General features: G+C 62.2%; 18 protein-coding genes. 8 read left to right on the top strand and 10 right to left on the bottom strand.

The genetic code is table 11. The features are described from left to right. Positions 1-352: 352 nt before the first annotated feature. Entirely contained in the window at positions 353-946 is a 594-nt protein-coding gene (locus RS899_RS04475) for a tRNA-uridine aminocarboxypropyltransferase (protein ID WP_315809186.1), read from the bottom strand. Beyond that, positions 943-1,839 carry a LysR family transcriptional regulator gene (locus RS899_RS04470; protein ID WP_024765259.1) on the bottom strand — a complete coding sequence of 299 codons (897 nt, stop codon included), beginning with the start codon at positions 1,837-1,839 and terminating at the stop codon, positions 943-945. Before RS899_RS04470 ends, RS899_RS04475 begins: the two co-directional genes overlap by 4 nt. A 287-nt stretch (positions 1,840-2,126) precedes the next feature. Here RS899_RS04470 and speB point away from each other — a divergent pair, with 287 nt between their 5' ends. From speB to RS899_RS04440, 6 genes are all read left to right on the top strand, one after another. Continuing rightward, positions 2,127-3,086, top strand: coding sequence for an agmatinase (gene speB / locus RS899_RS04465; RefSeq protein ID WP_045212323.1), 960 nt, complete (start codon positions 2,127-2,129; stop codon positions 3,084-3,086). 16 nt (positions 3,087-3,102) lie between these two features. Continuing rightward, positions 3,103-3,513, top strand: coding sequence for a YybH family protein (locus RS899_RS04460; RefSeq protein ID WP_054908199.1), 411 nt, complete (start codon positions 3,103-3,105; stop codon positions 3,511-3,513). Positions 3,514-3,538: 25 nt separating this feature from the next. Next, positions 3,539-5,053: a purine-cytosine permease family protein gene (locus RS899_RS04455; protein ID WP_054908198.1), complete on the top strand. Its 1,515-nt coding sequence runs from the start codon at positions 3,539-3,541 to the stop codon at positions 5,051-5,053. A 131-nt stretch (positions 5,054-5,184) separates the two neighbouring features. Then, entirely contained in the window at positions 5,185-6,564 is a 1,380-nt protein-coding gene (locus tag RS899_RS04450) for a sodium:solute symporter (protein ID WP_233298093.1), read from the top strand. Positions 6,565-6,661: 97 nt separating this feature from the next. Further along, positions 6,662-8,263: a 5-guanidino-2-oxopentanoate decarboxylase gene (locus RS899_RS04445; protein WP_315809185.1), complete on the top strand. Its 1,602-nt coding sequence runs from the start codon at positions 6,662-6,664 to the stop codon at positions 8,261-8,263. Between the two features lie 331 nt (positions 8,264-8,594). Then, the gene (locus tag RS899_RS04440; protein ID WP_054908195.1) at positions 8,595-9,320 is read left to right on the top strand and encodes an MBL fold metallo-hydrolase; all 726 of its coding nucleotides are present in this window, start codon (positions 8,595-8,597) and stop codon (positions 9,318-9,320) included. A 58-nt stretch (positions 9,321-9,378) separates the two neighbouring features. Here the strand turns inward: RS899_RS04440 and RS899_RS04435 are convergent, their stop codons facing one another. The 4 genes from RS899_RS04435 to RS899_RS04420 form a co-directional block, all read right to left on the bottom strand. Continuing rightward, on the bottom strand, positions 9,379-9,513 hold the full coding sequence (locus tag RS899_RS04435) for a PA1414 family protein (RefSeq protein WP_255302825.1): 135 nt from the start codon (positions 9,511-9,513) through the stop codon (positions 9,379-9,381). Positions 9,514-9,686: 173 nt separating this feature from the next. Continuing rightward, positions 9,687-10,625 carry a DMT family transporter gene (locus RS899_RS04430; RefSeq protein ID WP_054908194.1) on the bottom strand — a complete coding sequence of 313 codons (939 nt, stop codon included), beginning with the start codon at positions 10,623-10,625 and terminating at the stop codon, positions 9,687-9,689. Between the two features lie 210 nt (positions 10,626-10,835). Beyond that, complete coding sequence (locus RS899_RS04425) at positions 10,836-11,933, bottom strand: extracellular solute-binding protein (RefSeq protein ID WP_038803404.1); 1,098 nt, start codon at positions 11,931-11,933, stop codon at positions 10,836-10,838. Between the two features lie 104 nt (positions 11,934-12,037). Then, on the bottom strand, positions 12,038-13,078 hold the full coding sequence (locus RS899_RS04420) for a histone deacetylase family protein (protein WP_054908192.1): 1,041 nt from the start codon (positions 13,076-13,078) through the stop codon (positions 12,038-12,040). Between the two features lie 252 nt (positions 13,079-13,330). Here RS899_RS04420 and RS899_RS04415 point away from each other — a divergent pair, with 252 nt between their 5' ends. Then, complete coding sequence (locus RS899_RS04415) at positions 13,331-15,748, top strand: DUF3772 domain-containing protein (RefSeq protein WP_315809184.1); 2,418 nt, start codon at positions 13,331-13,333, stop codon at positions 15,746-15,748. Between the two features lie 137 nt (positions 15,749-15,885). Here RS899_RS04415 and RS899_RS04410 read toward each other — a convergent pair whose 3' ends face one another. The 4 genes from RS899_RS04410 to RS899_RS04400 are packed head-to-tail and all read right to left on the bottom strand — an operon-like array spanning position 15,886 to position 19,782. Beyond that, positions 15,886-17,568: a hypothetical protein gene (locus RS899_RS04410; RefSeq protein ID WP_315809183.1), complete on the bottom strand. Its 1,683-nt coding sequence runs from the start codon at positions 17,566-17,568 to the stop codon at positions 15,886-15,888. A gap of 46 nt (positions 17,569-17,614) precedes the next feature. After that, positions 17,615-18,004, bottom strand: a complete 390-nt coding sequence (locus RS899_RS30725) for a GtrA family protein (RefSeq protein WP_409978041.1) — start codon at positions 18,002-18,004, stop codon at positions 17,615-17,617. Then, positions 17,994-18,938 carry a glycosyltransferase family 2 protein gene (locus RS899_RS04405; protein WP_315809182.1) on the bottom strand — a complete coding sequence of 315 codons (945 nt, stop codon included), beginning with the start codon at positions 18,936-18,938 and terminating at the stop codon, positions 17,994-17,996. The genes RS899_RS30725 and RS899_RS04405 overlap by 11 nt, the downstream gene beginning before the upstream one ends. Further along, positions 18,931-19,782, bottom strand: coding sequence for a class I SAM-dependent methyltransferase (locus RS899_RS04400; RefSeq protein ID WP_315809181.1), 852 nt, complete (start codon positions 19,780-19,782; stop codon positions 18,931-18,933). Before RS899_RS04400 ends, RS899_RS04405 begins: the two co-directional genes overlap by 8 nt. 756 nt (positions 19,783-20,538) lie before the next feature. Between RS899_RS04400 and RS899_RS04395 the strand changes: the two genes are divergently transcribed. Beyond that, positions 20,539-21,585 carry a class I SAM-dependent methyltransferase gene (locus tag RS899_RS04395; RefSeq protein ID WP_315809180.1) on the top strand — a complete coding sequence of 349 codons (1,047 nt, stop codon included), beginning with the start codon at positions 20,539-20,541 and terminating at the stop codon, positions 21,583-21,585. The last annotated feature ends 67 nt before the right edge of the window (positions 21,586-21,652 follow it).

Genomic DNA, 21,652 nt, shown 5'->3' with positions numbered 1-21,652 from the left:
AAATCCATCGGATGCCGGGTAACCCCCAGGAACGGAGCCTGGGACGGAAACGGGCCGTGAAACCACGGCGGCATCAATGGCGCATCGGACGAACACCTCGCGAAGGGGAATGAGGGGCGCAGTATACGCGCGTCCCCGAGCTCCTGCTCCTACTCCTGTAGGAGCAACTGTCTTCTCCGGATAGCCCGTCTCTGCGTCTTCCCCCTCACCCCAGCCCTCTCCCTCAGGGAGAGGGGGCAGTCCGAGCCGACTGACGCGAAGGTTTCATCCTGCACCGAACGGTCCCCTCTCCCCTTGGGAGAGGGCTAGGGTGAGGGATGGCCCAAGCGCAGAGGTATCTCGTAGGAGCGGATCAGCAGCGCGGCCCGTGGTTGCGCCGGAAGGTCTCCTCCCCCATGGCGGCAATCTGCCCTTCGATCAGCGCATCGAACGGACGCAGCAGGTCAGCGTGGGATTGCGGTGCGTCCAGCGCATCGAGGGCATGCGCCACGGCTTCGATGGTGGACAGAGCCCCTTCGGCCGGCGCCTTGCGCAGGCGGTAGCGCGAGGTGAGACCTTCCGGCAGCACAACGCGCGGCAACGCGGCGAGGTTCGGATTGAGGTGCAGCAGCTTGCGTGCCTTGCGCCAGGTGCCATCGGGGACGACCAGCAGGCGCGGTTTATCCACAGACCGTGCAGCCAGTTCACCCAGCACCAGGGCGGACTCGCCGGGAAACAGCAACCAGGCATCCCAGGCGGACAGGTCCAGGCCGCTGAAATCCTCTCCGACCATCAATTCGGCATTGATCAACCCAAGAGCTGCCAGTCGCGCGGTATTCAGCGCATGGCCGACCTCGCTCGGATGCTGCAACAACAGGACGCGGGTGCGGTTATCCACACGGGGAATCAGCGCACACAGGCAATGATCCAGCGGGCGCTCGCAGCGCGGGCAACGGGCGCGGCTCATGACTGGCTCGGCTGGGTGCGCAGCAGGTCGCGGAAGTTCTGGATCAGCGGCTCGCGGGAACGGCCGCGGCGCAGGATCAGCGAGAACGGCGCCTGATAGCCAAAGGTCGCTGGCAGCAGCGCGCGCAGGCGGCCCTGCTCCACCCACGGATGCGCGTAGTGCTCGGGCAGGTAGCCGATGTAGCCGCCGGAGAGGATCAGGATCAGCTGCGCTTCCATACTTTCCACGGTGCCGGCGCTGTGCTTGAAGCCGTGCCGCGCCAGTTCCGCCTGGCTCCAGTAGCCACGGCCGACCATGCGCTGCTGGGTGATCAGCTCGGCGGGAATGCGCCGCCCGTCGAACAGCGGGTGGCGGTCGCTGCAGTACAGCCAGTGCTGCTCTCTATAAAGAGGCTGGTAGACCAGGCCGTTCATCCGGCTGAAGAAGGAGCCGATGGCCAGGTCCAGGCGATTGTCCAGCACCGCCAGTTGCAGTTCGTAGGGGCTCTGCACCTGCAAGTGCAGGTGCACGGCAGGGTGCAGGCTGCTGAAGGAGCCGATCACATCCGCCAGCGGCAATGCCGGATCGCTCACGGTGGAGTCCAGCACGCCGAGGTTCAGCGTGCCGCGCAGTTCCCCTTTCAAGGTCGCCGCGTAGCGCTCGAAGCCTTCCAGTTCGCCGAGGATGCGCAGGGTTTCCTGGTGGAACAGCTCGCCCTTGCTGGTCAGGCCGAAGCCACCACGGCCGCGGTGGCAGAGCACGATGCCCAACTGGTTTTCCAGTTGGCTCATGTAGGTACTGATCGCCGAAGTCGACAGGTTCAGCTCCTGCTGGGCGGCAGCGAAGCCCTGGCTACGCACCACGCAGGCGAAAATCCGCAGCAGTTTGACGTCGGGCAATGCGCTCGCGCTCATGAAGACTCCGCAAAACCGCGGCCGGGCCGCTCTAGTTCAGTAGTTTCTATACCTGAAAAATGGATGATAGCAAGCCACCTATCTATTCAGGAACCGCAGGCCACAAGCCCGGCGAGCCGTCTGCTGCGGCAAGGTGGCGCAGTCTAGCGACCGTTATTAGTTTAGAAAACTCTGAAGTGATTATTTGTAGCCAGCGATTTTTTCCACTACCCGGCGTGGAGAGAATCCGGCCTCAGTATCAACAAGCCTGTTTCCACGAAGACAGCGATCAGCCTGAGGCCCTACCCATGGACAAGAAACTTCACCAGCCCCTGGGCGGTAACGAAATGCCGCGTTTCGGCGGCATTGCCACCATGATGCGCCTGCCGCATATCCAGTCCCCCGAAGAGCTCAACCAGCTCGATGCCGCCTTCGTCGGCGTGCCCCTGGACATCGGCACCTCCCTGCGCTCCGGCACTCGTTTCGGGCCGCGCGAAATCCGCGCCGAGTCGGTGATGATCCGTCCGTACAACATGGCTACTGGCGCTGCGCCGTTCGACTCGCTGAACATCGCCGACATCGGTGACGTGGCGATCAACACCTTCAACCTGATGGAAGCCGTACGCATCATCGAAGAGGCGTACGACAAGATCCTCGACCACGGCATCCTCCCGCTGACCCTGGGCGGCGACCACACCATCACCCTGCCGATCCTGCGTGCCATCCACAAGAAGCACGGCAAGGTCGGCCTGGTCCACATCGACGCCCATGCCGATGTGAACGACCACATGTTCGGCGAGAAGATCGCCCACGGCACCACCTTCCGCCGCGCGGTGGAAGAAGGCCTGCTGGACTGCGACCGCGTGGTGCAGATCGGCCTGCGTGCGCAGGGCTACACCGCCGAAGACTTCAACTGGAGCCGCAAGCAGGGCTTCCGCGTGGTGCAGGCCGAAGAGTGCTGGCACAAGTCGCTGGAACCGCTGATGGCCGAAGTCCGCGAGAAAGTCGGCGGCGGCCCGGTGTACCTGTCCTTCGACATCGACGGCATCGACCCGGCCTGGGCGCCCGGTACCGGCACCCCGGAAATCGGCGGCCTGACCACTATCCAGGCGATCGAGATCGTCCGTGGTTGCCAGGGTCTGGACATCATCGGCTGCGACCTGGTGGAAGTCTCCCCGCCGTACGACACCACCGGCAACACCTCGTTGCTCGGCGCCAACCTGCTCTACGAAATGCTCTGCATCCTCCCGGGCGTAGAGCGCCGCTGAGCGCACGAGCACACACATGAATAACGACGCCTGCGTAGCACAGGTGCTGGAGGCTGCCCGAGATCTCGTGGCAGCCTTCGCGCGCACCGACACCGAAGCCTACTTCGCCGCCTTCAGCGAAGACGCCTCCTTCATCTTCCACACCTGGCCGGTGCCGCTGCTGTCGCGCGCGGCTTATCGCGACGTGTGGGAAGGCTGGCTGCGTGACGATGGTTTCGAGGTCCTTGACTGCCTTTCGAGCAACACCTTTGTGAGCCTGCAAAGCGAAGACGTGGCCGTGTTCTGCCACGACGTCGCCACGCGGCTGCGCATCCAGGGAGAGGAAAGCCTGAACCACGAACGGGAGACCATCGTCTTCCGCCGTGATCCGAAACAGGGCCGCTGGCTGGCCACACACGAGCACCTGTCACCGTCTCCGACGCCATAAAGACAGGGCTCCCCGGGAGGAAGTCATGGATAACAAGAACAACGCACACGCAATCACAACGATCGAGACATTCGGGGTCGAACAGATCCCGGATCACGAACGCAACGCCACGCCCACCGACCTGTTCCGCATGATCTTCGGTGGCGCCAACACCTTCGCCACCGCCGTGCTGGGCAGCTTCCCGGTACTGTTCGGCCTGTCGTTCCAGGCCGGCGTCTGGGCCATCGTGCTCGGCGTGCTGGTCGGTTCGCTCATCCTCGCGCCGATGGGCCTGTTCGGCCCGCTCAACGGCACCAACAACGCGGTCTCCTCGGGCGCCCACTTCGGCGTACACGGGCGGATCGTCGGTTCGTTCCTGTCGCTGCTCACCGCGGTCGCTTTCTTCTCCCTCTCCGTGTGGAGCTCGGGCGATGCGCTGATCGGTGGCGCCAAGCGCCTGTTCGACCTGCCGGAAACCGACCTGACCCTGGGCCTGGCCTACGGCCTGTTCGCCGTGCTGGTGCTGATCGTCTGCATCTACGGCTTCCGCTTCATGCTGATGGTCAACAAGATCGCCGTGTGGGCCGCGAGCCTGTTGTTCCTGCTCGGCCTGTTCGCCTTCTCCGGCCCGTTCGACGCTGGCTACGCCGGCACCGTGCAGATGGGCAGCGAAGGTTTCTGGGCCGCCTTCATCGGCGCCGCCCTGCTGGCGATGAGCAACCCGGTGTCCTTCGGCGCCTTCCTCGGTGACTGGGCGCGCTATATCCCGCGCCAGACCTCGCAGAAGCGCATCATGCTGGCCGTGATCTGCGCCCAGCTGGCCACCCTGATCCCGTTCCTGTTTGGCCTGGCCACCGCCACCATCGTTGCCGTCAACGCTCCGGACTACATCGCGCAGAACAACTACGTCGGCGGCCTGCTGGCCGTTTCGCCGAGCTGGTTCTTCCTGCCGGTGTGCCTGATCGCGGTAATCGGCGGCATGTCCACCGGCACCACGTCGCTGTACGGCACCGGCCTGGACATGTCCAGCGTGTTCCCGCGCCTGCTCAACCGCGTACAGGCGACCCTGCTGATCGGTCTGCTGTCCATCGCCTTCATCTTCATCGGTCGCTTCGCCGCGAACCTGGTTCAGAGCGTGTCCACCTTCGCCGTGCTGATCATCACCTGCACCAGCCCGTGGATGATCATCATGATCCTCGGCCTGATCATCCGCCGTGGCTTCTACCACGCCGATGACCTCCAGGTGTTCACCCGTGGCCAGGAAGGCGGCGCCTACTGGTTCCACAACGGCTGGAACTGGCGCGGCATGGGTGCCTGGATCCCGAGCGCGGCCCTGGGCCTGTGCTTCGTCAACCTGCCGGGCCAGTTCGTCGGTCCGCTGGGCAACCTGGCCGGCGGTATCGACATCAGCCTGCCGGTCACCCTCGGTGTCGCCGCGCTGCTTTATATCGCCCTGCTGCGCACCTTCCCGGAACCCGCTGGCGTGTATGGACCGAAAGGCCCGCGCTGGGTTGGCAGCCATGACCGCCCGGTACGCAGCATCAGCGAGCCGGCAGCCTGATCCAGGCTTCGCGGCCTGACGCGAAGCCCATTACCCGAAAGTCCCATCGGGCCGGTTGCCGCCGGTCCGATGCCCTACCGCACGCCACAAGCGCGCGGCAACAATGACAATGCAAGTGTGAGGAGCCGACCATGGCGTTAGATCTGATCGTCGTACTGATATATGCCGCTGGCATGTTGTGGCTGGGCTGGTACGGCATGCGCCGCGCCAAGACCCACGAAGACTACCTCGTGGCCGGCCGCAACCTCGGCCCGGCGTTCTACATGGGCACCATGGCCGCCACCGTCCTGGGCGGCGCCTCCACCGTCGGCACCGTACGCCTGGGCTACGTCCACGGCATCTCCGGCTTCTGGCTGTGCGCCGCACTGGGCGCCGGCATCATCGCGCTGAACCTGTTCCTGGCCAAGCCGCTGCTCAAGCTGCGCATCTTCACCGTTACCCAGGTCCTGGAGCGTCGCTACAACCCCATGGCCCGCCAGGCTTCGGCGGTGATCATGTTCGCCTATGCACTGATGATCGGCGTGGTTTCCACCCTGGCCATCGGCACCGTGATGCAGGTCCTGTTCGGCCTGCCGTTCTGGGTGTCCGTGCTGCTGGGCGGCGGCGTCGTGGTGATCTACTCCACCATCGGCGGCATGTGGTCGCTGACCCTGACCGACATCGTGCAGTTCATCATCAAGACCGTCGGCCTGATGTTCATCCTGCTGCCGATCTGCCTGCATCGTGTCGGTGGCTGGGACGAGCTGGTAGCCAAGCTGCCGAGCACCGCCTTCAGCTTCCACACCATCGGCTACGACACGATCATCACCTACTTCCTGATCTACTTCTTCGGCATCCTGATCGGCCAGGACATCTGGCAGCGCGTGTTCACCGCCCGCGACGAGAAGGTCACCAAGTACGCCGGCACCGCCGCAGGCGTGTACTGCGTGATCTACGGCCTGGTCGGCGCACTGATCGGCATGTGCGCCAAGGTGCTGCTGCCCGACCTGGACAACGTCAACAACGCCTTCGCCGCCATCGTCCAGTCCGCCCTGCCGGACGGCATCCGGGGCCTGGTGATCGCCGCTGCACTGGCCGCGATGATGTCCACCGCCAGCGCCGGCCTGCTCGCCGCCTCCACCACCATCACCGAAGACCTGCTGCCGATCTTCACCGGCCAGCGCTCCACCCGCCTGAGCCTGAACCGCATCTGCACCCTGCTCACCGGTGTGGTGGTCCTGGCGATCGCCCTGGTGGTGAACGACGTGATCAGTGCGCTGACCCTGGCTTACAACCTGCTGGTGGGCGGCATGCTGATTCCGCTGATCGGTGCCATCTACTGGAAGCGCGCCACCACTGCCGGCGCTATCACCAGCATGGCCCTGGGCTTCATCACCGCGCTGGTGTTCATGCTCAAGGATGGCTTCGACGCCAACACCCCGATCTACTACAGCCTGGCCATCGGCCTGGTCAGCTTCATCGTCGTCAGCCTGCTGTCGCCCCGCCCGGCAGCTGTCGCCGATGCGGCCTGACAAGACATTGCGCTAGGCAAAAGGGCGCGGCGAGCTGATCTCCGCGCCCTTTTGCATGATTAACGACCACCTCACCCACGAACTCCAAGGAACTGCCATGACCACCTGCGGCGAATTCCTCGTCAAGCAACTCGAAGCCTGGGGCGTCGATACCGTCTTCGGCATCCCCGGCGTGCACACCGTCGAGCTTTACCGCGGCCTGCCGCACAGCGGCATCCGCCACATCACCCCGCGCCACGAACAGGGCGCCGGCTTCATGTCCGACGGCTATGCGCGCGTCACCGGCAAGCCGGGCGTGTGCTTCATCATCACCGGCCCGGGCATGACCAACATCCTCACCGCCATGGGCCAGGCCTACGCCGACTCCATCCCCATGCTGGTGATCAGCAGCGTCAACGAACGCTCGCGCCTGGCCCACGGCAACGGCTACCTGCACGAACTGCCGAACCAGCGCGCCATGGTCGCCGGCGTCAGCGCGTTCAGCCACACGCTGATGAGCGTCGAGGAACTCCCCGCCGTTCTGGCCCGCGCCTTCGCCGTGTTCGACAGCGAACGCCCGCGCCCGGTGCACATCGAGCTGCCGCTGGACATCATCACCGCCCCGGCCGACCACATGCAGGTGCGCCCGCGCGTCCAACTGGCCCGCCCTGCCCCGGCGCGCTCGCCGCTGCACGAGGCCGCCGCCAAGCTGGCCAAGGCGAAGAACCCGCTGCTGCTGCTCGGCGGCGGCTGCGTCGAAGCCCAGGCCGAAGCCCGCGCGCTGGCCCTCGCCCTTGACGCCCCGACCGCGCAGACCATCAACGCCAAGGGCCTGCTGCAACCGGAACACCCGCTGCTGATCGGCAGCAACCAGTCGCTGATCCCGGTACGCGAACTGGCCGAGCAGGCCGACGTGGTCCTGGCCATCGGCACCGAGCTGGGCGAAACCGACTACGACGTGGTGTTCGACGGCAACTTCAAGATCGGCGGCGAGCTGATTCGCATCGACATCGACCCGCAGCAGCTGATGCGCAACTACGCGCCGAGCATCGCCATCCACAGCGACGCCCGCACCGCCATGCGCGCCCTGCTCGAACTGCTGCCGGCCCGCCAGGCCGACGCCAACAGCCCCGGCGCCCAGCGCGCAGCCAAGGTACGCGCACAACTGGCCGAGGACTTCAGCGGCTGGGCGCACTACCGCGAGCTGTTCGGCAAGATCCTCGAAGTACTACCCGACGCGCGCTTCGTCGGCGACTCGACGCAGACTGTCTACAGCGGCAACCACCTGGTGGAACTGGACGGCGGTCGCCGCTGGTTCAACGCCTCCACCGGCTACGGCACCCTGGGCTACGGCCTGCCGGCCGCCATCGGCGCCAAGCTCGGCGAGCCGGGCCGCCCGGTGATCAGCCTGATGGGCGACGGCGGCCTGCAGTTCACCATGACCGAGCTGGCCAGCGCCGTGGAAGCCAAGGTGGGCATCATCGTCCTGCTGTGGAACAACCACGGCTACGGCGAGATCAAGCGCTACATGGAACGCCGCGACATCACCCCGCTGGGCGTGGACATCTACACCCCGGACTTCCTCGCCATCGCCAAGGGCTTTGGTTGCGCCGCCGAGCGCGCCCGCGACCACGCGCACCTGCAGGAACTGCTGCGCAACGCCCCGAGCGATCGCCCGCTGATCGTGGAAGTGATGGAAGCGGCGCCTTTCGCACCGTAACGCTTTCGTAGGAGGGGTGGAGCCTGCGATACCCATCGGCATGGGTATCGCTCCGCTCCACCCCTCCTACGTTCGAGCCATTTCATCTCCGCCCTGCCCTCTCCCAGGGGGAGCGGGAATCCGCCAGAGCCGAGCGGCGGCGCAGCTACCGGCGACGCCGCTCCAATCCCCCAAGGCTCCGAACGGTTCCTTCTCCCCCTGGGAGAGGTTAGGGTGAAGTCTCCTTGCAGGAGCGAGCTTGCTCGCGAACCCGGCTTCGTGGCGGGGTTTGTTCGCGAGCAATGACTAGGCGTCCCCCTCGCTCCCACACAAAACGCCCGGAACCCGACTCATGAAGATCGTCACCCGCGACCGCTGGTTCGAGGTCCGTCACTGCTACGACGGCGTCAGCCTGATCCACGAGCCCTACGTCCGCCCCTTCTACCGCTGCAACATGTGGCATATCCAGGGTCGCGACCGCGACGTGCTGGTGGACAGCGGCTCAGGCCTGGTCAGCCTGCGCGAACAACTTCCCTGGCTCACCGACCGCCCGCTGCTGGCCGTGGCCAGCCATACCCATTTCGATCATATCGCCGGCCACCACGAGTTCGACGAACGCCTGGTGCACCCGGCCGAAGCCGACATCCTCGCCAGCCCCGACGGCGAGCGCACCCTGGCCACCGCCTTCGTCGACGACGAGATGTTCGACGCGCACCCGGACTGCCCGCTGTGCTACGCCGAATACCGGGTGAAAGCCGCGCCGGCCACCCGCACCATCGACGAAGGCGACGTGCTCGACCTGGGCGACCGCACCCTGCAGGTCCTGCACACCCCCGGTCACTCGCCGGGCGGCATCAGCCTGTGGGAAGAGAAGACGCAGACGCTGTTCTCCGGCGACATCATCTACGACGGTCCGCTGATCGAGGACGCCTACCACTCCAATCTCGACGACTACGCCGCCAGCCTTTCGCGCCTGCGCGAGCTGCCGGTGCGCACCGTGCATGGCGGGCACTTCCCGAGTTTCTCCGGGGAAAGGCTGAAAGGGATGATCGACGACTGGTTCAAGGCCCACGAATGACGGACAAGAAAAAACCCGCCAGCTGGCGGGTTTTCCTTTTTTGCGGTAGCGGGCGCGATCAGTAGCGCCGACGCTGCTCCATCAGGCGACGTTGCTCGTCGCTGCGGACGGGGATGGGTTGCAGACGTGGAGGCTCGATCAGGCCGAGCGTGACACCGAGTTTCCACGCAATGCTTTGCAGCCAGACTTTCATGGATACCTCCTCGTGCGAATTCGGGTCGGGCGGCCCGTTACCACCATGGGCCGCCCTAGGAAGAATAGCCCGGCGTCCCACTCTCCGCCCGTGCCACTCACTCCTTGAAACAAAGACTATCGTCTTACCCCGCCGCGACGCCTGACCTGAATCAAGAGCGCGACAGTTCCCCCTCAGCGCGAAAGCATCCGGCGAATCCACTGCTCGCTGCTCACCAGGGTAATCCCCGCCAGCACCAGCGCGGCGCCCGCGACGAAGTTCAGGGTAAGCGGCTCACCGAGGATGAGCACACCGAAGGCGATGCCGAACATCGGCGTCATGAACGAGAACACCGCCAGGTTCGACGCGAGATAGCGGCGCAGCAGCCAGAACCAGGTGAAGTAGCTGAAGAACGACACCACCAGGCCCTGGAACAGCACACTGCCCACGCCAATCGGGGTGAAGCTCACATCCTGGGTCTTGCCCAGCGCCAGCGCGGCGAAAGGCAGCAGCAGGGCAGCGATCAGCAACTGGTAGAACAGCGTGAGGATCGGTTTGGCCTCGGACAGCCGCGTGGTGCGCACTGCTACCGTGGTCATGCCCCAGGCGAAGCCGGCCAGCACACCGAAGGCGTCGCCCAGCAGCATGCGGCCATCCATGTTCGCCAGGTCGAACCCGCCACCGAAACACATCGCGATACCCGCGAAGCACACACCGATCCCCAGCCACTGCAACGGCCGCAGGCGCTCGCTGGGCAGCAGGAAGTGCAGCGCCAGCGCCGAGAAGATCGGTGCCGTATAGATGAACACCGCCATGTGCGAGGCCGACGTATAGACCAGCCCCTGGGCGATGAAGAAGAACTCGGCGGCGAACAGCACGCCAGCCAGCAGCCCGCCCTTGACAGTGCCATGGCGCAGGAAGCCTTCCCAGCCGCCGCGCCAGCACATCAGCAACCCCACCACCACGGCGGCCACCAGGTTGCGGCCGAAGGCCTGCATGATCGGCGCGATGTCGTGAGCGGCCAGTTTCACCATCACCGCCTGGATACCCCAGATGATGCACAGGCCGGTCATGACCTGGATGGCGAAGGCATCGGCGCCCTTGCGTTCGACGATATTGGCTGGGGAATTCATGAACGCCTCCCTGAGAAGGCGTGTGCAGCAGTCCGGCAGGTCATGGCAAGGCTCGGCAGCAAAGCTCAGCACTCAAGGCTCAGCAAGTGAGGATTATCGGGAAGCCCAATGAGAATCGGCGGACCTCCTCGAAGAGGGTCCGCCGATCATGCCAGTTCGCGGCGCCCGGCCGCCAACGGAAATCCGCTGTTCAGAGCGCCGTGGGCGACATTATTTGCCGGATTTCACCTGGGTCCAGGTGCGCGTGCGGATACGCTCCAGCTTGGGCGGCAGCATCTCCACAGAGAACAGCTTGGCCTGCACGTCCGCCGGCGGGTAGACGTTGGGGTTGTCGTGCAGCTCCTTGGAGATCAGCCCGTCCGCCGCCTGGTTGGGGTTGGCGTAGGCGACATAGTCGGAGATCGGCGCGACCACTTCCGGGCGCAGCAGGTAGTTGAGGAAGGCGTGGGCCTGCTCGACGTTCTTCGAGTCCTTCGGAATCGCCAGCACGTCGAACCATGCTGCGGCGCCTTCCTTGGGAATGCGGTACTCGATGTGGATGCCGTTATTGGCTTCCTTGGCACGGTTGGCCGCCTGCATCGCGCCGCCGGACCAGGCCAGGGCCACGCAGACATCGCCGTTGGCGAGGTCGGTGACGAACTTCGAAGAACTGAAGTAGGTAATGTGCGGGCGCAGTTGCGCCAGCAGCGCCTCGGCCTTCTTGTAGTCGTCCGGGTTGTGGCTGTTCGGCGACAGGCCCAGGTAATGCAGGACCTGCGGGATGACTTCGGTGGGCGAATCGAGGAAGGCCACGCCGCAGGACTTCAGCTTGGCCAGGTTCTCCGGCTTGAACACCAGGTCCCAGGAGTCCACCGGCGCGTTGTCGCCGAGCACGGCCTTGACCTTGTCGACGTTGTAGGCGATGCCGTTGGTGCCCCACATGTAGGGCATCACGTACTGGTTGCCCGGGTCCTTGCTCTCCAGCACCTTCAGCAGGGCGGGATTGAGATTCTTCCAGTTCGGCAGCTTGCTCTTGTCCAACGGCTGGAACACGCCAGCCTTGAGGTAGTTGGGCAGGAAGCTGTCGCTGGGCACGACCACGTCATAGCCCGAGTGACCGGACAGCAGCTTGGCTTCCAGTACTTCGTTGCTGTCGTAGACGTCGTATTGCGGCTTGATGCCGGTCTCGCTCTGGAAGCCCTTGAGGGTGTCCGGGCCGATGTAGTCGAACCAGTTGTAGATGCGCACTTCCGGCGCGGCGCTGGCGGCACCGGCGGTGACGAGGGCGGCGGCGGCGAGCAGGCCGCGCAGCGCGGTATTCTTGTTCATGTCCTTCCCCAGTTGGATGCGCTCGCACTCTGACCATTACAAACGACGGGTCGCGAGCCATAAAAAGCAATCGGGCGGAAATTCATCCGCCCGATCTTCTCTACTTAGCGTGCAGCGCCTTCGTAGCCCTGCAGCACGTTCACCGCGTTGACGCCGATGGCCTCGACCGCGTACCCCCCTTCCATGATGAACAGGGTCGGGATACCCAGTGCGGCGATGCGCTCGCCCATCTTCAGGTAGTCCGGGCTGTCCAGCTTGAACTCGGAAATCGGGTCGTCCTTATACGTATCCACGCCCAGCGATACAACCACCGCGTCCGGCGCGTAGTCGGCGATCTTGCGGCACGCATCGTCCAGCGCGGCGAACCAGCCATCCCAACCGGTGCCGTGCGGCAGCGGGTAGTTGTGGTTGTAGCCTTCGCCGGCGCCCTCGCCGTGCTCGTTGGCGTGGCCGAGGAAGTACGGGTACTCCACCAGCGGGTCGCCGTGGATCGAGGCGAACAGCACATCGTTGCGGCGGTAGAAGATGTCCTGGGTGCCGTTGCCGTGGTGATAGTCGACGTCGAGGATGGCCACGCGCTTGGCACCCTGGTCGAGGAAGGCCTGGCTGACGATGGCAGCGTTGTTCAGGAAGCAGTAGCCGCCCATGAAGTCGCTGCCGGCGTGGTGGCCCGGCGGACGGCACAGAGCGAAAGCGGTGCTGGCACCCTGGCGCATGTGGTCCTGGGCGGTCAGCGCGACCTGGGCCGAGCTGTACACGGCCTGCCAGGTGCCGGCAGTGATCGGCGCCTCGGTGTCGAAGCTGTAGTGTCCCACTTCGCCCATCAGCGCAGTCGGGATCGGACCATCACGGAGCAGGCGGCGCCCCGGGAAGGTGGTGGAGACCAGGTCGCCGGTGTGGCCTTCGGCCGACCAGCGCGCCCAGGCACCCTTGAGGAATTCGACGTAGCGGGTGTTGTGCGCGCGCAGGATCGGCTCCAGGCCGAAGTCCTTGGGCTCGATGATCTCGCCCAGGTTCTGCGATTTCACGCGGGCCAGCACGGTGTCCGCGCGGCTGGGCATTTCGAAGCAGGGCTGGAGTTTGCCGTCGACCAGTTCGGACTGGCCGAAATGCAGGCGGTGATCATCGCTGTACACGGTAAGCATGGGAGTACCCTCTGAAGGATTCTTGTTGTCCGGTGGGGGAATTCTGCCCAGCGACCGCGCTGCACAAAACAGCGGAAGCGGCCAAAAGGGGATCGATGTGGCCAGAATTTCTGACCCTTAACCATCTGCATACCTTGATTATCCGCACCAGCCGGACAAGCACCAGCCACTACGGCGCTATGCTCCAGGGAATTGTCCCGGCTATTGTCCGGTCGAACACCCACATGCGTTTTGACCACAGGATGGGGGAAGATGCGGGAAACCTTAGTGCATGCCTGCAGCCGCGTGCTGCTGATGCTCACCTTGTCGCTGGCCGGAACAGGCGCCGTGCTGGCCGACGAGCCGACCGACGTCCAGGCAGGCGATTCCATCCAGTTGCCGGACCTGCCCGAAGATGCTGGCGTCGATCAACTGAGCGCCCGTCTCGAACTGATCCGCCAGCGCGTTTCGGCCGACAGTGACGATGGCCTGCTGTCAAACCTGCGGCAGTCCGCGCTGGCCGTGCAGGCCCGCGCGGAACAGAACGCCACCGACATCGGCACGGCACTCTCGCGCACCGAGGATCAACTCAAGGTGCTCGGCCCGGTCACGCCTAACGAGGCCGAGAGTCTGACCAGACAGCGCAGCGACCTGACGGATGCCCAGAAGGACCTGCAGAAACAGCTCGAACGCGCCAATCAGCTGGACAAGAACGCCCAGGACCTCGCCGCGCAGATCGTCAACCTGCGGCGCAGCCAGTTCAACTCGCAGATCGCCACGCGCTACCCGCCGCCGCTGAGCCCTCGCTTCTGGTCCAGCCTGATCCGCCCCACCGACGACGACTTGTCCCGCCTGCAAGCGATTCGCGGGCAGATCGGCGATGCCTTCGCACTGACCTGGCAACCGGAACACCGCTGGCCCTTCATCGCCTGCCTGATCGTCGGCGCGCTGCTGTGGATCCCCGGCCGGCGCCTGCTCGAACAGTTGCTGACCAAAGCGATGATCCGCTGGATTCCCGTGGGCCGCCTGCGCCGTAGCGCCCTTGCCGTGGCGGTCAGCCTTGCCACCATCGTCACCCTGGGCGGCGCCGCCGCGCTGATCCGCGAAGGGCTGGACTGGCACGAACAGCTCAATGGCACCATGACCAACCTGGGCGACCAGTTGCTGACCCTGGTGATTTTCTGCACCTTTACCGCCGGTCTGGGCCGCGCCCTGCTCGCCGTACAAAGACCGTCCTGGCGCCTGCCTGACCTCCCCGACCCGGTGGCCGACGCCCTCTCCCCCTTCCCCTGGCTGATGGCCTGGCTGCTGCTGGTGCTCGGCACCCAGGAGCGCCTGAACAGCGTCAGCGGCGCCAGCCTGGCTTTGACCGTTGCGGTGAACGCCATCACTGCCATCGCTACCGCCATGCTGTTCTCCATCGCGCTGTACCGTTACCGACGCGCGCGGCGTGAGGCCGAGGGCCACGAGACGTCGGCGCTGGCCGGAATCATTGTGCTGGCGATGATGATCATCGTCTTGCTGATCGTCCTGGCACTGGTCAGCGGCTACCTGTCGCTGGCCTACTTCCTCGCCGGCAAGCTGCTCTGGGCCAGCGTCGTCTGTGCCACGGGGTACCTGCTCACGACCCTGTTCGTCGACCTCTGCGAAGCGCTGCTCTCACCCAGGCAGAAGATCGGCGCGCGGCTGGCCGAGAACCTTGGCGTCGACCCGCGCCACCAGGCGCAGTTCGCCACCCTGCTGACCGGTGCCGGGCGCACGCTGCTGGTGTTGTCGACGATACTGATCGCCTTCTCCACCACCGGCACCAGCCCCGGCGAGTTGCTGCAGGGCCTGGTGCGGCTGGTGGAAAGCGGCCAGTCCCTGGGCCGGCTGAACATCGTCCCGCAGGACATCCTGCTGGCGCTGGGCACCCTGGCTGCCGGGCTGTTCGGCCTGCGCCTGCTCAAGCGCTGGCTGGCCGAGGAACTGCTGCCGGAAACCAGCATGGACGTAGGCATGCGCGCCTCGCTGGTGACCCTGGTGGGCTACATCGGCATGGTCATCCTGGTGCTGCTGGTGCTCTCGGCGCTGCGCATCAACCTCACCAGCCTGACCTGGGTGGTCAGCGCCCTGTCGGTAGGTATCGGTTTCGGCCTGCAGGCCATCGTGCAGAACTTCATCTCCGGCCTGATCCTGCTCACCGAGCGCCCGGTCAAGGTCGGCGACTGGGTCAGCCTGACCGGCGGCGTCGAGGGCGACATCCGCCGCATCAACGTGCGTGCCACGGAAATCCAGATGTCCGACCAGTCCACGGTCATCGTGCCCAACTCCCAGTTCATCTCGCAGAACGTGCGCAACGTGACCATGGGCAGCGCCCTGGGCGTGGTCGGCATCAACCTGACCCTGCCGCTGGATACTGACGTGCAGAAGGTCCGCGAGCTGATGCTCAAGGCCTACACCGAGCACGAGAACATCGTCGAGACGCCGGCGCCCTCGGTGACCTTCAAGGACCTCAGCGCCACCGGCCTGACCTTGGCCGCCTCCGGCAACGTCAGCAGCCCACGGGCGGTGTACGGCACCAAGAGCGATCTGCTGTTCACCATCTTCAGCGGGTTGCGCGAGGCGGGCATCAGTCTGACAACATCGCAGAGTATTCGGCTGCTGGGGGAGTCGAATCAATTTCCGCCAGAACAATCGACGCCTACATGAGGTTGGAGGGTAGTTGACTGCCTGGGCGATGGACATGCTGCGTCGGCACAACAGCCGCAACCCTCTTGGACCTGTCTCAGGCGAAATGCAATCGGACGCCTGCTGCAGATACGAACGAAGGCGACGCAGGTCCCAGCTCACCGGGTTGACGTGCCCCCCTCAATTCCATTGAGCTCGGTCTTCATTCGAAATACGCTGACAGCGTCGCCATAGCGACCTGGCAACGTGCTGCTCCGATACACGAGCACATAGTCCAAGCCAGTAACCTCTTTCAGGACACTTTCATTCATAGCGTAATTAGCTATGCCCTGATTCTTCGGATAGCTTTCATACATCGCCACGACCACATCGGGCGGCACTCGCAGAACGTTTCTCAGCATCCTCTTTTTAGTATCATCCGGCAGCCCTGTCATGATAAACGGCCAATTCATGTTTAGTGCATAGGAGCTAGGCGCTCCGTAAGCCACGAGGACATGGGGCAAACCACTCCAATTGAAGACACGATCACCCGGCTTGATAAAGCGAAGCACCTGTGCAGTGGAAATATTGATGGGCGCCAGTTCGCCCCTCAGCATATTAGACTCTTTCATATCGGCATAACTGCCGATCAAACCAAAAAACAAACCCAGCACTCCTGCAGATAGAGCTAACGCAGCCGGGCGACGAGCCATAGAAATTAAAACACCGGAGACCAATGCGACAGGGGCCAACGACGAAAGGAAATAATGAGGAAAGAAGGTTAGCGCGAGGACAGCCTGCAACCAAGCACCAAACATCCATAAAATCGACAACAGTAGAGCTAGGCGCGCTCCACTCCATGCACGTTCACGCGACCGATAAAGACAAGCCATTGCCACCGGAATTAAAATAACAAGAGCAATTGTGGTCCATATACGGTGTACCGACAGGAACTGCCCAAATGACAGCGACCAAATTGGAACCGAATAGGAGGCCAGGGCATTACTCCAGAATTCGGACATCAATGCAGGTGCAATTCCAGATCTATAGATGGTACTTCCCAGAAGATAATTATCCAAAGTCCCGGTCACCAACAAATGCAATGCAAAAGCAGCCACACCTCCGACGGCACCGAGGAAGCACCCTCCCCACCAGGAAAGCCGCAATTGGCCGCGCAGTACCACTGCGCAGCCTGCAATGACGAGGAATTCCGGTAGCAAAGATGTCTGTTTGACGAACCACGACAGGAAAATCACAACCCCAACAGCACCGCCGTGGATAAAGTGGTGCCGAGAAGGCAGACGCAGCAGCAAGACTATGAGCAGCAGCTCCGGCAATCCTTGATACAGCGCGATATTCAGACCATCATCAGTAACCCTGACATCAAGGGCCAGAACCAGATATAGAAGCGCGACGGACAGGCCTGACCATAGACCAACCGAGCCAAACAATGTGCGCCCTTTCGGTTTTTTTTCCAGGGATACGCAGAATATGGTCAGGAAGATCAAAGTCGCGGTACTGGCTATCCAGATAGTCTCAGCAATGCGGACGGACTCCAAAATCCCCTGCGATTTCGCAAGCACAAAAATAAACAGACTCCAGAATATCTCCACCAAGGGGTTCTTGGTTTCGAATGAAGCCCAGTAAGGAGGCAGTCCATGAGCAATATTGTTCGCCATGAAAACGAAATGAGCACCATCACGCTGCATGGGAGCAGAAATATTTGACAAAAGATAAAATGCTGCAACAAAAAATATCACAGGCAGCGCAAGCAACATCCCCTTTTTAATAGAAGAATCCCGGCCCTTGGCGCCCACCGAAGAATCTTCGCCTTCGACCGTCCTTATATCGCTACCTTTCACACCGCCTCCTCATAGCACAAGCCCCGCTCGAAAACTTACTTATACGCTAACGTCCTCGCTTACCCACACCAAAAGTCCAATAGCGATTAATTATGAAATTACACACCGGCACGACAGCCACAACATACAACTGAGATAGAAAGTAATTAACATGTGCGTACTTTATCAAAGCAGACATCATGCCAGCATTTAACAGCAACCCACCCAAGGAAACAACAATGTACCGCCAGACCCCCTCCATGTGAGAGCGCCGAGATTGAAAGGCCCAGTGATAATTGAGATTATATGAAACTAGCAACGCAGAAATAAAACCAGCGATTGAGGCAACCACTGGCTGCCAATTTAATACCTCTACGCAGACAGCGAGCACTGCGAGATGGGAAACAGTACCAAGCCCTCCAACGATAACGTACCGGAAAAACTGCTTAACGAGCATCCCCCACCCACTCAGCAATAATGTACCGAGGGCGCTTCTTCACTTCCTCGTAGATACGCGCGATGTAAATACCAATCAGCCCCAGGCCAAACATCATACCACTGCCAATAATCAACAACAGGAGAATGACCGTGGTAAATCCATCAATTGCATAACCGTCAATTTTTCTAATAAGTGTTTGCACACCAAGGACCAAAGCAAATACGGAAAAACCGAAGCCAGCAAAAATCAAGAAGTACAATGGTATGCTTGAAAACGAGGCGACGGCAGTTACCGCCAAGCGCACCAACTGAATGACCGACCAACCAGACTGCCCATCAACCCGATCGTCGACATTATATTGAACTTGCACGCGCTTGAACCCGAGCCAGGCGTTCATTCCGCGAAAGAATAGATTCCGTTCCCCCATCCGTCGCCAAGCATTAATAACCTTGCGATCCATCAACTTGAAATCTGATGCCCCGCGCAAATCGAAACCGGTCAATCTGGAGAAAACGCTGTAGAAAAGACGACTGGAAAGACGCCCCGCCAGGCTTTCCTTTGCGCGCTGTTGTTTGACTGCCTCAATGACTTCAGCACCCTCCTGCCAGTGCTTCAGCATCTCAACAATAAGGCTGGGGGGATGCTGCAGATCGCCATCCATGACCACAACAGCGTCTCCGCTCACATGCTCCAGGCCAGCCGCCAATGCTGCTTCCTTCCCGAAGTTCCGACTCAAACGAGCCGCCTTGACCTGCGGAAATTCAATACATTGCTGTTGAATGACAGACCAAGTCTCGTCAGGTGAGCCGTCATCAACAAGCACTATCTCAAAGTCAACAGGAATCGACTCAAGTACCGCAACGATCTCGCGAAGAGATGAGGCGAAATGAGAGGCTTCTCGATACAGCGGAATCACCAACGACAACAATGGCTTTTCACTCGGATTAGCCATTTTTCGTCCCCACATAAGCTACCGTCGTGGACGGCAGCCATAAATTGAACCGATCGAACACCGCAGGCAATTTCAATCCAAATTTCGATGCGATAAGCGGCAGCGGAAAAGCATGCGGATAAGGAATACCTTCCAGACCTTCAAGCCCACACTCCCCCATCAATCGAGACAATGTCTCCGAACTGAAGTACTGCACGTGCTCGGGGAATTTGAACGACGGCCATCGGTTACCCATCAACTTTCGCCAATAGCTTCCAAAGTCGGGGGCTGCCAGAATAAGGCTCCCCCCCGAATTCAGCTTTTCGAGCAAGGACTGCACAAATTTTCGAGGATCATACACATGCTCAACGACATGTATGGCGACAATACAGTCAAACTTTTCCTCATCGCCAACGTCATCAGCCCCTCCCTGTATAACAAAATCAGCAAATCGACGAGAATTGGCAACCGCCTCCGACGAGTAATCCGTCCCTACTCTTCGAGCGAAATAGGGCTTCGCTTCATCCAGAAAGTAGCCATACCCACATCCAATTTCGAGTAATCGACCGCCAGTCCTTCCACCCTTATCCATACACTCGAGCAAACGCCGAAAGGTACGCCGCAGAGGTACTTCCTGATTGGAGTAGTTCGAATAGCCCTCGTCCTCTCCCCCAGCAAAATACCGATCTCTTTGATAGAGCAACAACATCTCCCGCTCGGTGGCACGTGGCGATAGAAACGCCATGCCGCAAGCCACACAGGCACAAACGGCATACGGACCATCCCCTGGACCGTCATACAAAGGTCTGCGTTCGGGGCTTCCACACAGCGGGCAATCCGGCGTCTCGAGTTCTATACTAGTCATGCAGTTTTCATGGGCCAAACAAGTGGTCACAAGAAGTTGACGAGCAAGCCTTCGGTCAAAAAGTTCCGAGAAGATGGCCCGCATCCAGGGGTGGCGAAGGAAGTGAATATATAGGCCAGCCTAGGCAACTCCACTTCTCCGGGCGGCATGCTAACGTTTTTTGTCACAGACGAACCAGACCCCAAGGATATTTCCTGAAGCGACATCGGTGGCGCACAAAATATCTGCAAGCTGCTCCACTAGATTTGCAGATACACGCGAGCTGTTGCCCAATCATTGCAAGCCCCGTTTTGACGTCCTGCTGACTTGGTGGAGCATCTACGCCACTTGGCGGGGAGCAGTTGCGCAGCGTATCTGCCGATTTACGCCGTGAGGCGGGGGCTCGTGCCATCGCCGAAGATTTCGTGGTCGTACCGGCCTCCAAGACAACCGCCTGACCCGCTATCGTGAAAGTCGCGACCGCAGATCGGTCATTTCCCGCGTATAAACTGGCGAAACTAGACTTACCAACAGGGCCCTGCTCGGGCCATAGCTAGCTGAATTGACTACCCAAAGTGCAGTCGAAGGTAGAAACGTCCAATTTGGCTGGTTCGCACGCATGGCTCCACCACGAGCAGCCATTGCGTGACAAAATCCGGGCCATCACGGCTGGAGCCCAACCTGACGAAAGGTATCCAGCATTTCCTCGTGGCCCCTTCCTTCCCGACCGCCGTCGCGCGGACGCATACGCGGTGGTCCTGTGCAGGAGACCGCGCGATGGACGAAGCCAGACTCAACGAATTCATGGGCAAACTGGTCACCGACATGGGTGGCGCGGCCATGCTCGCCAACATCATTCTTGGCGAAGAACTCGGCCTGTACAAAGCCATGGCGGACGGCATGGCCGTGACTCCGGAACAATTGGCCGAACGCACCGGCTGCAATGCCCGCCTGCTGCGCGAATGGCTGAGCGCCCACGCCGCCTCCGGCTACATGGAGCATCGGGACGGCAATTTCCGCCTGCCGGAAGAACAGGCCATGGCCCTGGCCATCGAGGACTCGCCGGTCTATGTCGCCGGCGGCGCCTCCGTGGTCGCTGCGCTGTACCACGACAAGGACAAGCTGGTCGCCGCCATGCGCGGCGACGGCGCCCTGGCCTGGGGCGATCACCATCCCTGCATGTTCTCCGGGACCGAGAAGTTCTTCCGCCCCGGCTATCGCGCGCACCTGGTCGCCGAGTGGCTGCCGGCGCTGGAAGACGTGGTCGGCAAGCTCGGCAATGGCGCGAAGGTTGCCGACGTCGGCTGCGGCCACGGCGCCTCGACCATCGTCATGGCCCAGGCCTATCCCTCCTCGAACTTCGTCGGCTTCGACTACCACCAGCCGTCCGTCGAAGTCGCCAACCGGCGTGCCGAACAGGCGGCCGTCGCCGAGCGCGCCAGCTTCCAGCGTGCCAGCGCCAAGGACTACCCCGGCAACGACTACGACCTGATCTGCTTCTTTGACTGCCTGCACGACATGGGCGACCCGGTGGGCGCCGCACAGCACGCGCGCCAGGCACTCAAGCCCGACGGCACCGTGCTGCTCGTGGAGCCGTTCGCCAACGACCAACTGGACGACAACCAGAACCCGGTTGGTCGGTTGTTCTATGCCGCCTCCACCTTCATCTGCACGCCCAACTCGCTGTCCCAGGAAGTCGGCCTGGGGCTGGGAGCCCAGGCCGGCGAGGCACGTCTGCGCAAGGTGTTCGAGCAAGCCGGCTTCAGCCGCTTCCGCCGGGCGGCCGAAACGCCGTTCAACCTGATCCTCGAAGCACGCCCCTGAATCGCCGGGAGACTGCCTGCAACGCCCGTGATCCGGGCGCTGCAGCTTCGAAACAATTCGTCATTTG

Origin of the sequence: Pseudomonas sp. C9-3, from assembly GCF_032392015.1 — a bacterium.
GTDB lineage: Bacteria > Pseudomonadota > Gammaproteobacteria > Pseudomonadales > Pseudomonadaceae > Pseudomonas > Pseudomonas nitroreducens.
The sequence above is the reverse complement of the archived record's forward strand: the minus strand, read 5'-3'. Positions and strand labels throughout refer to the sequence as shown.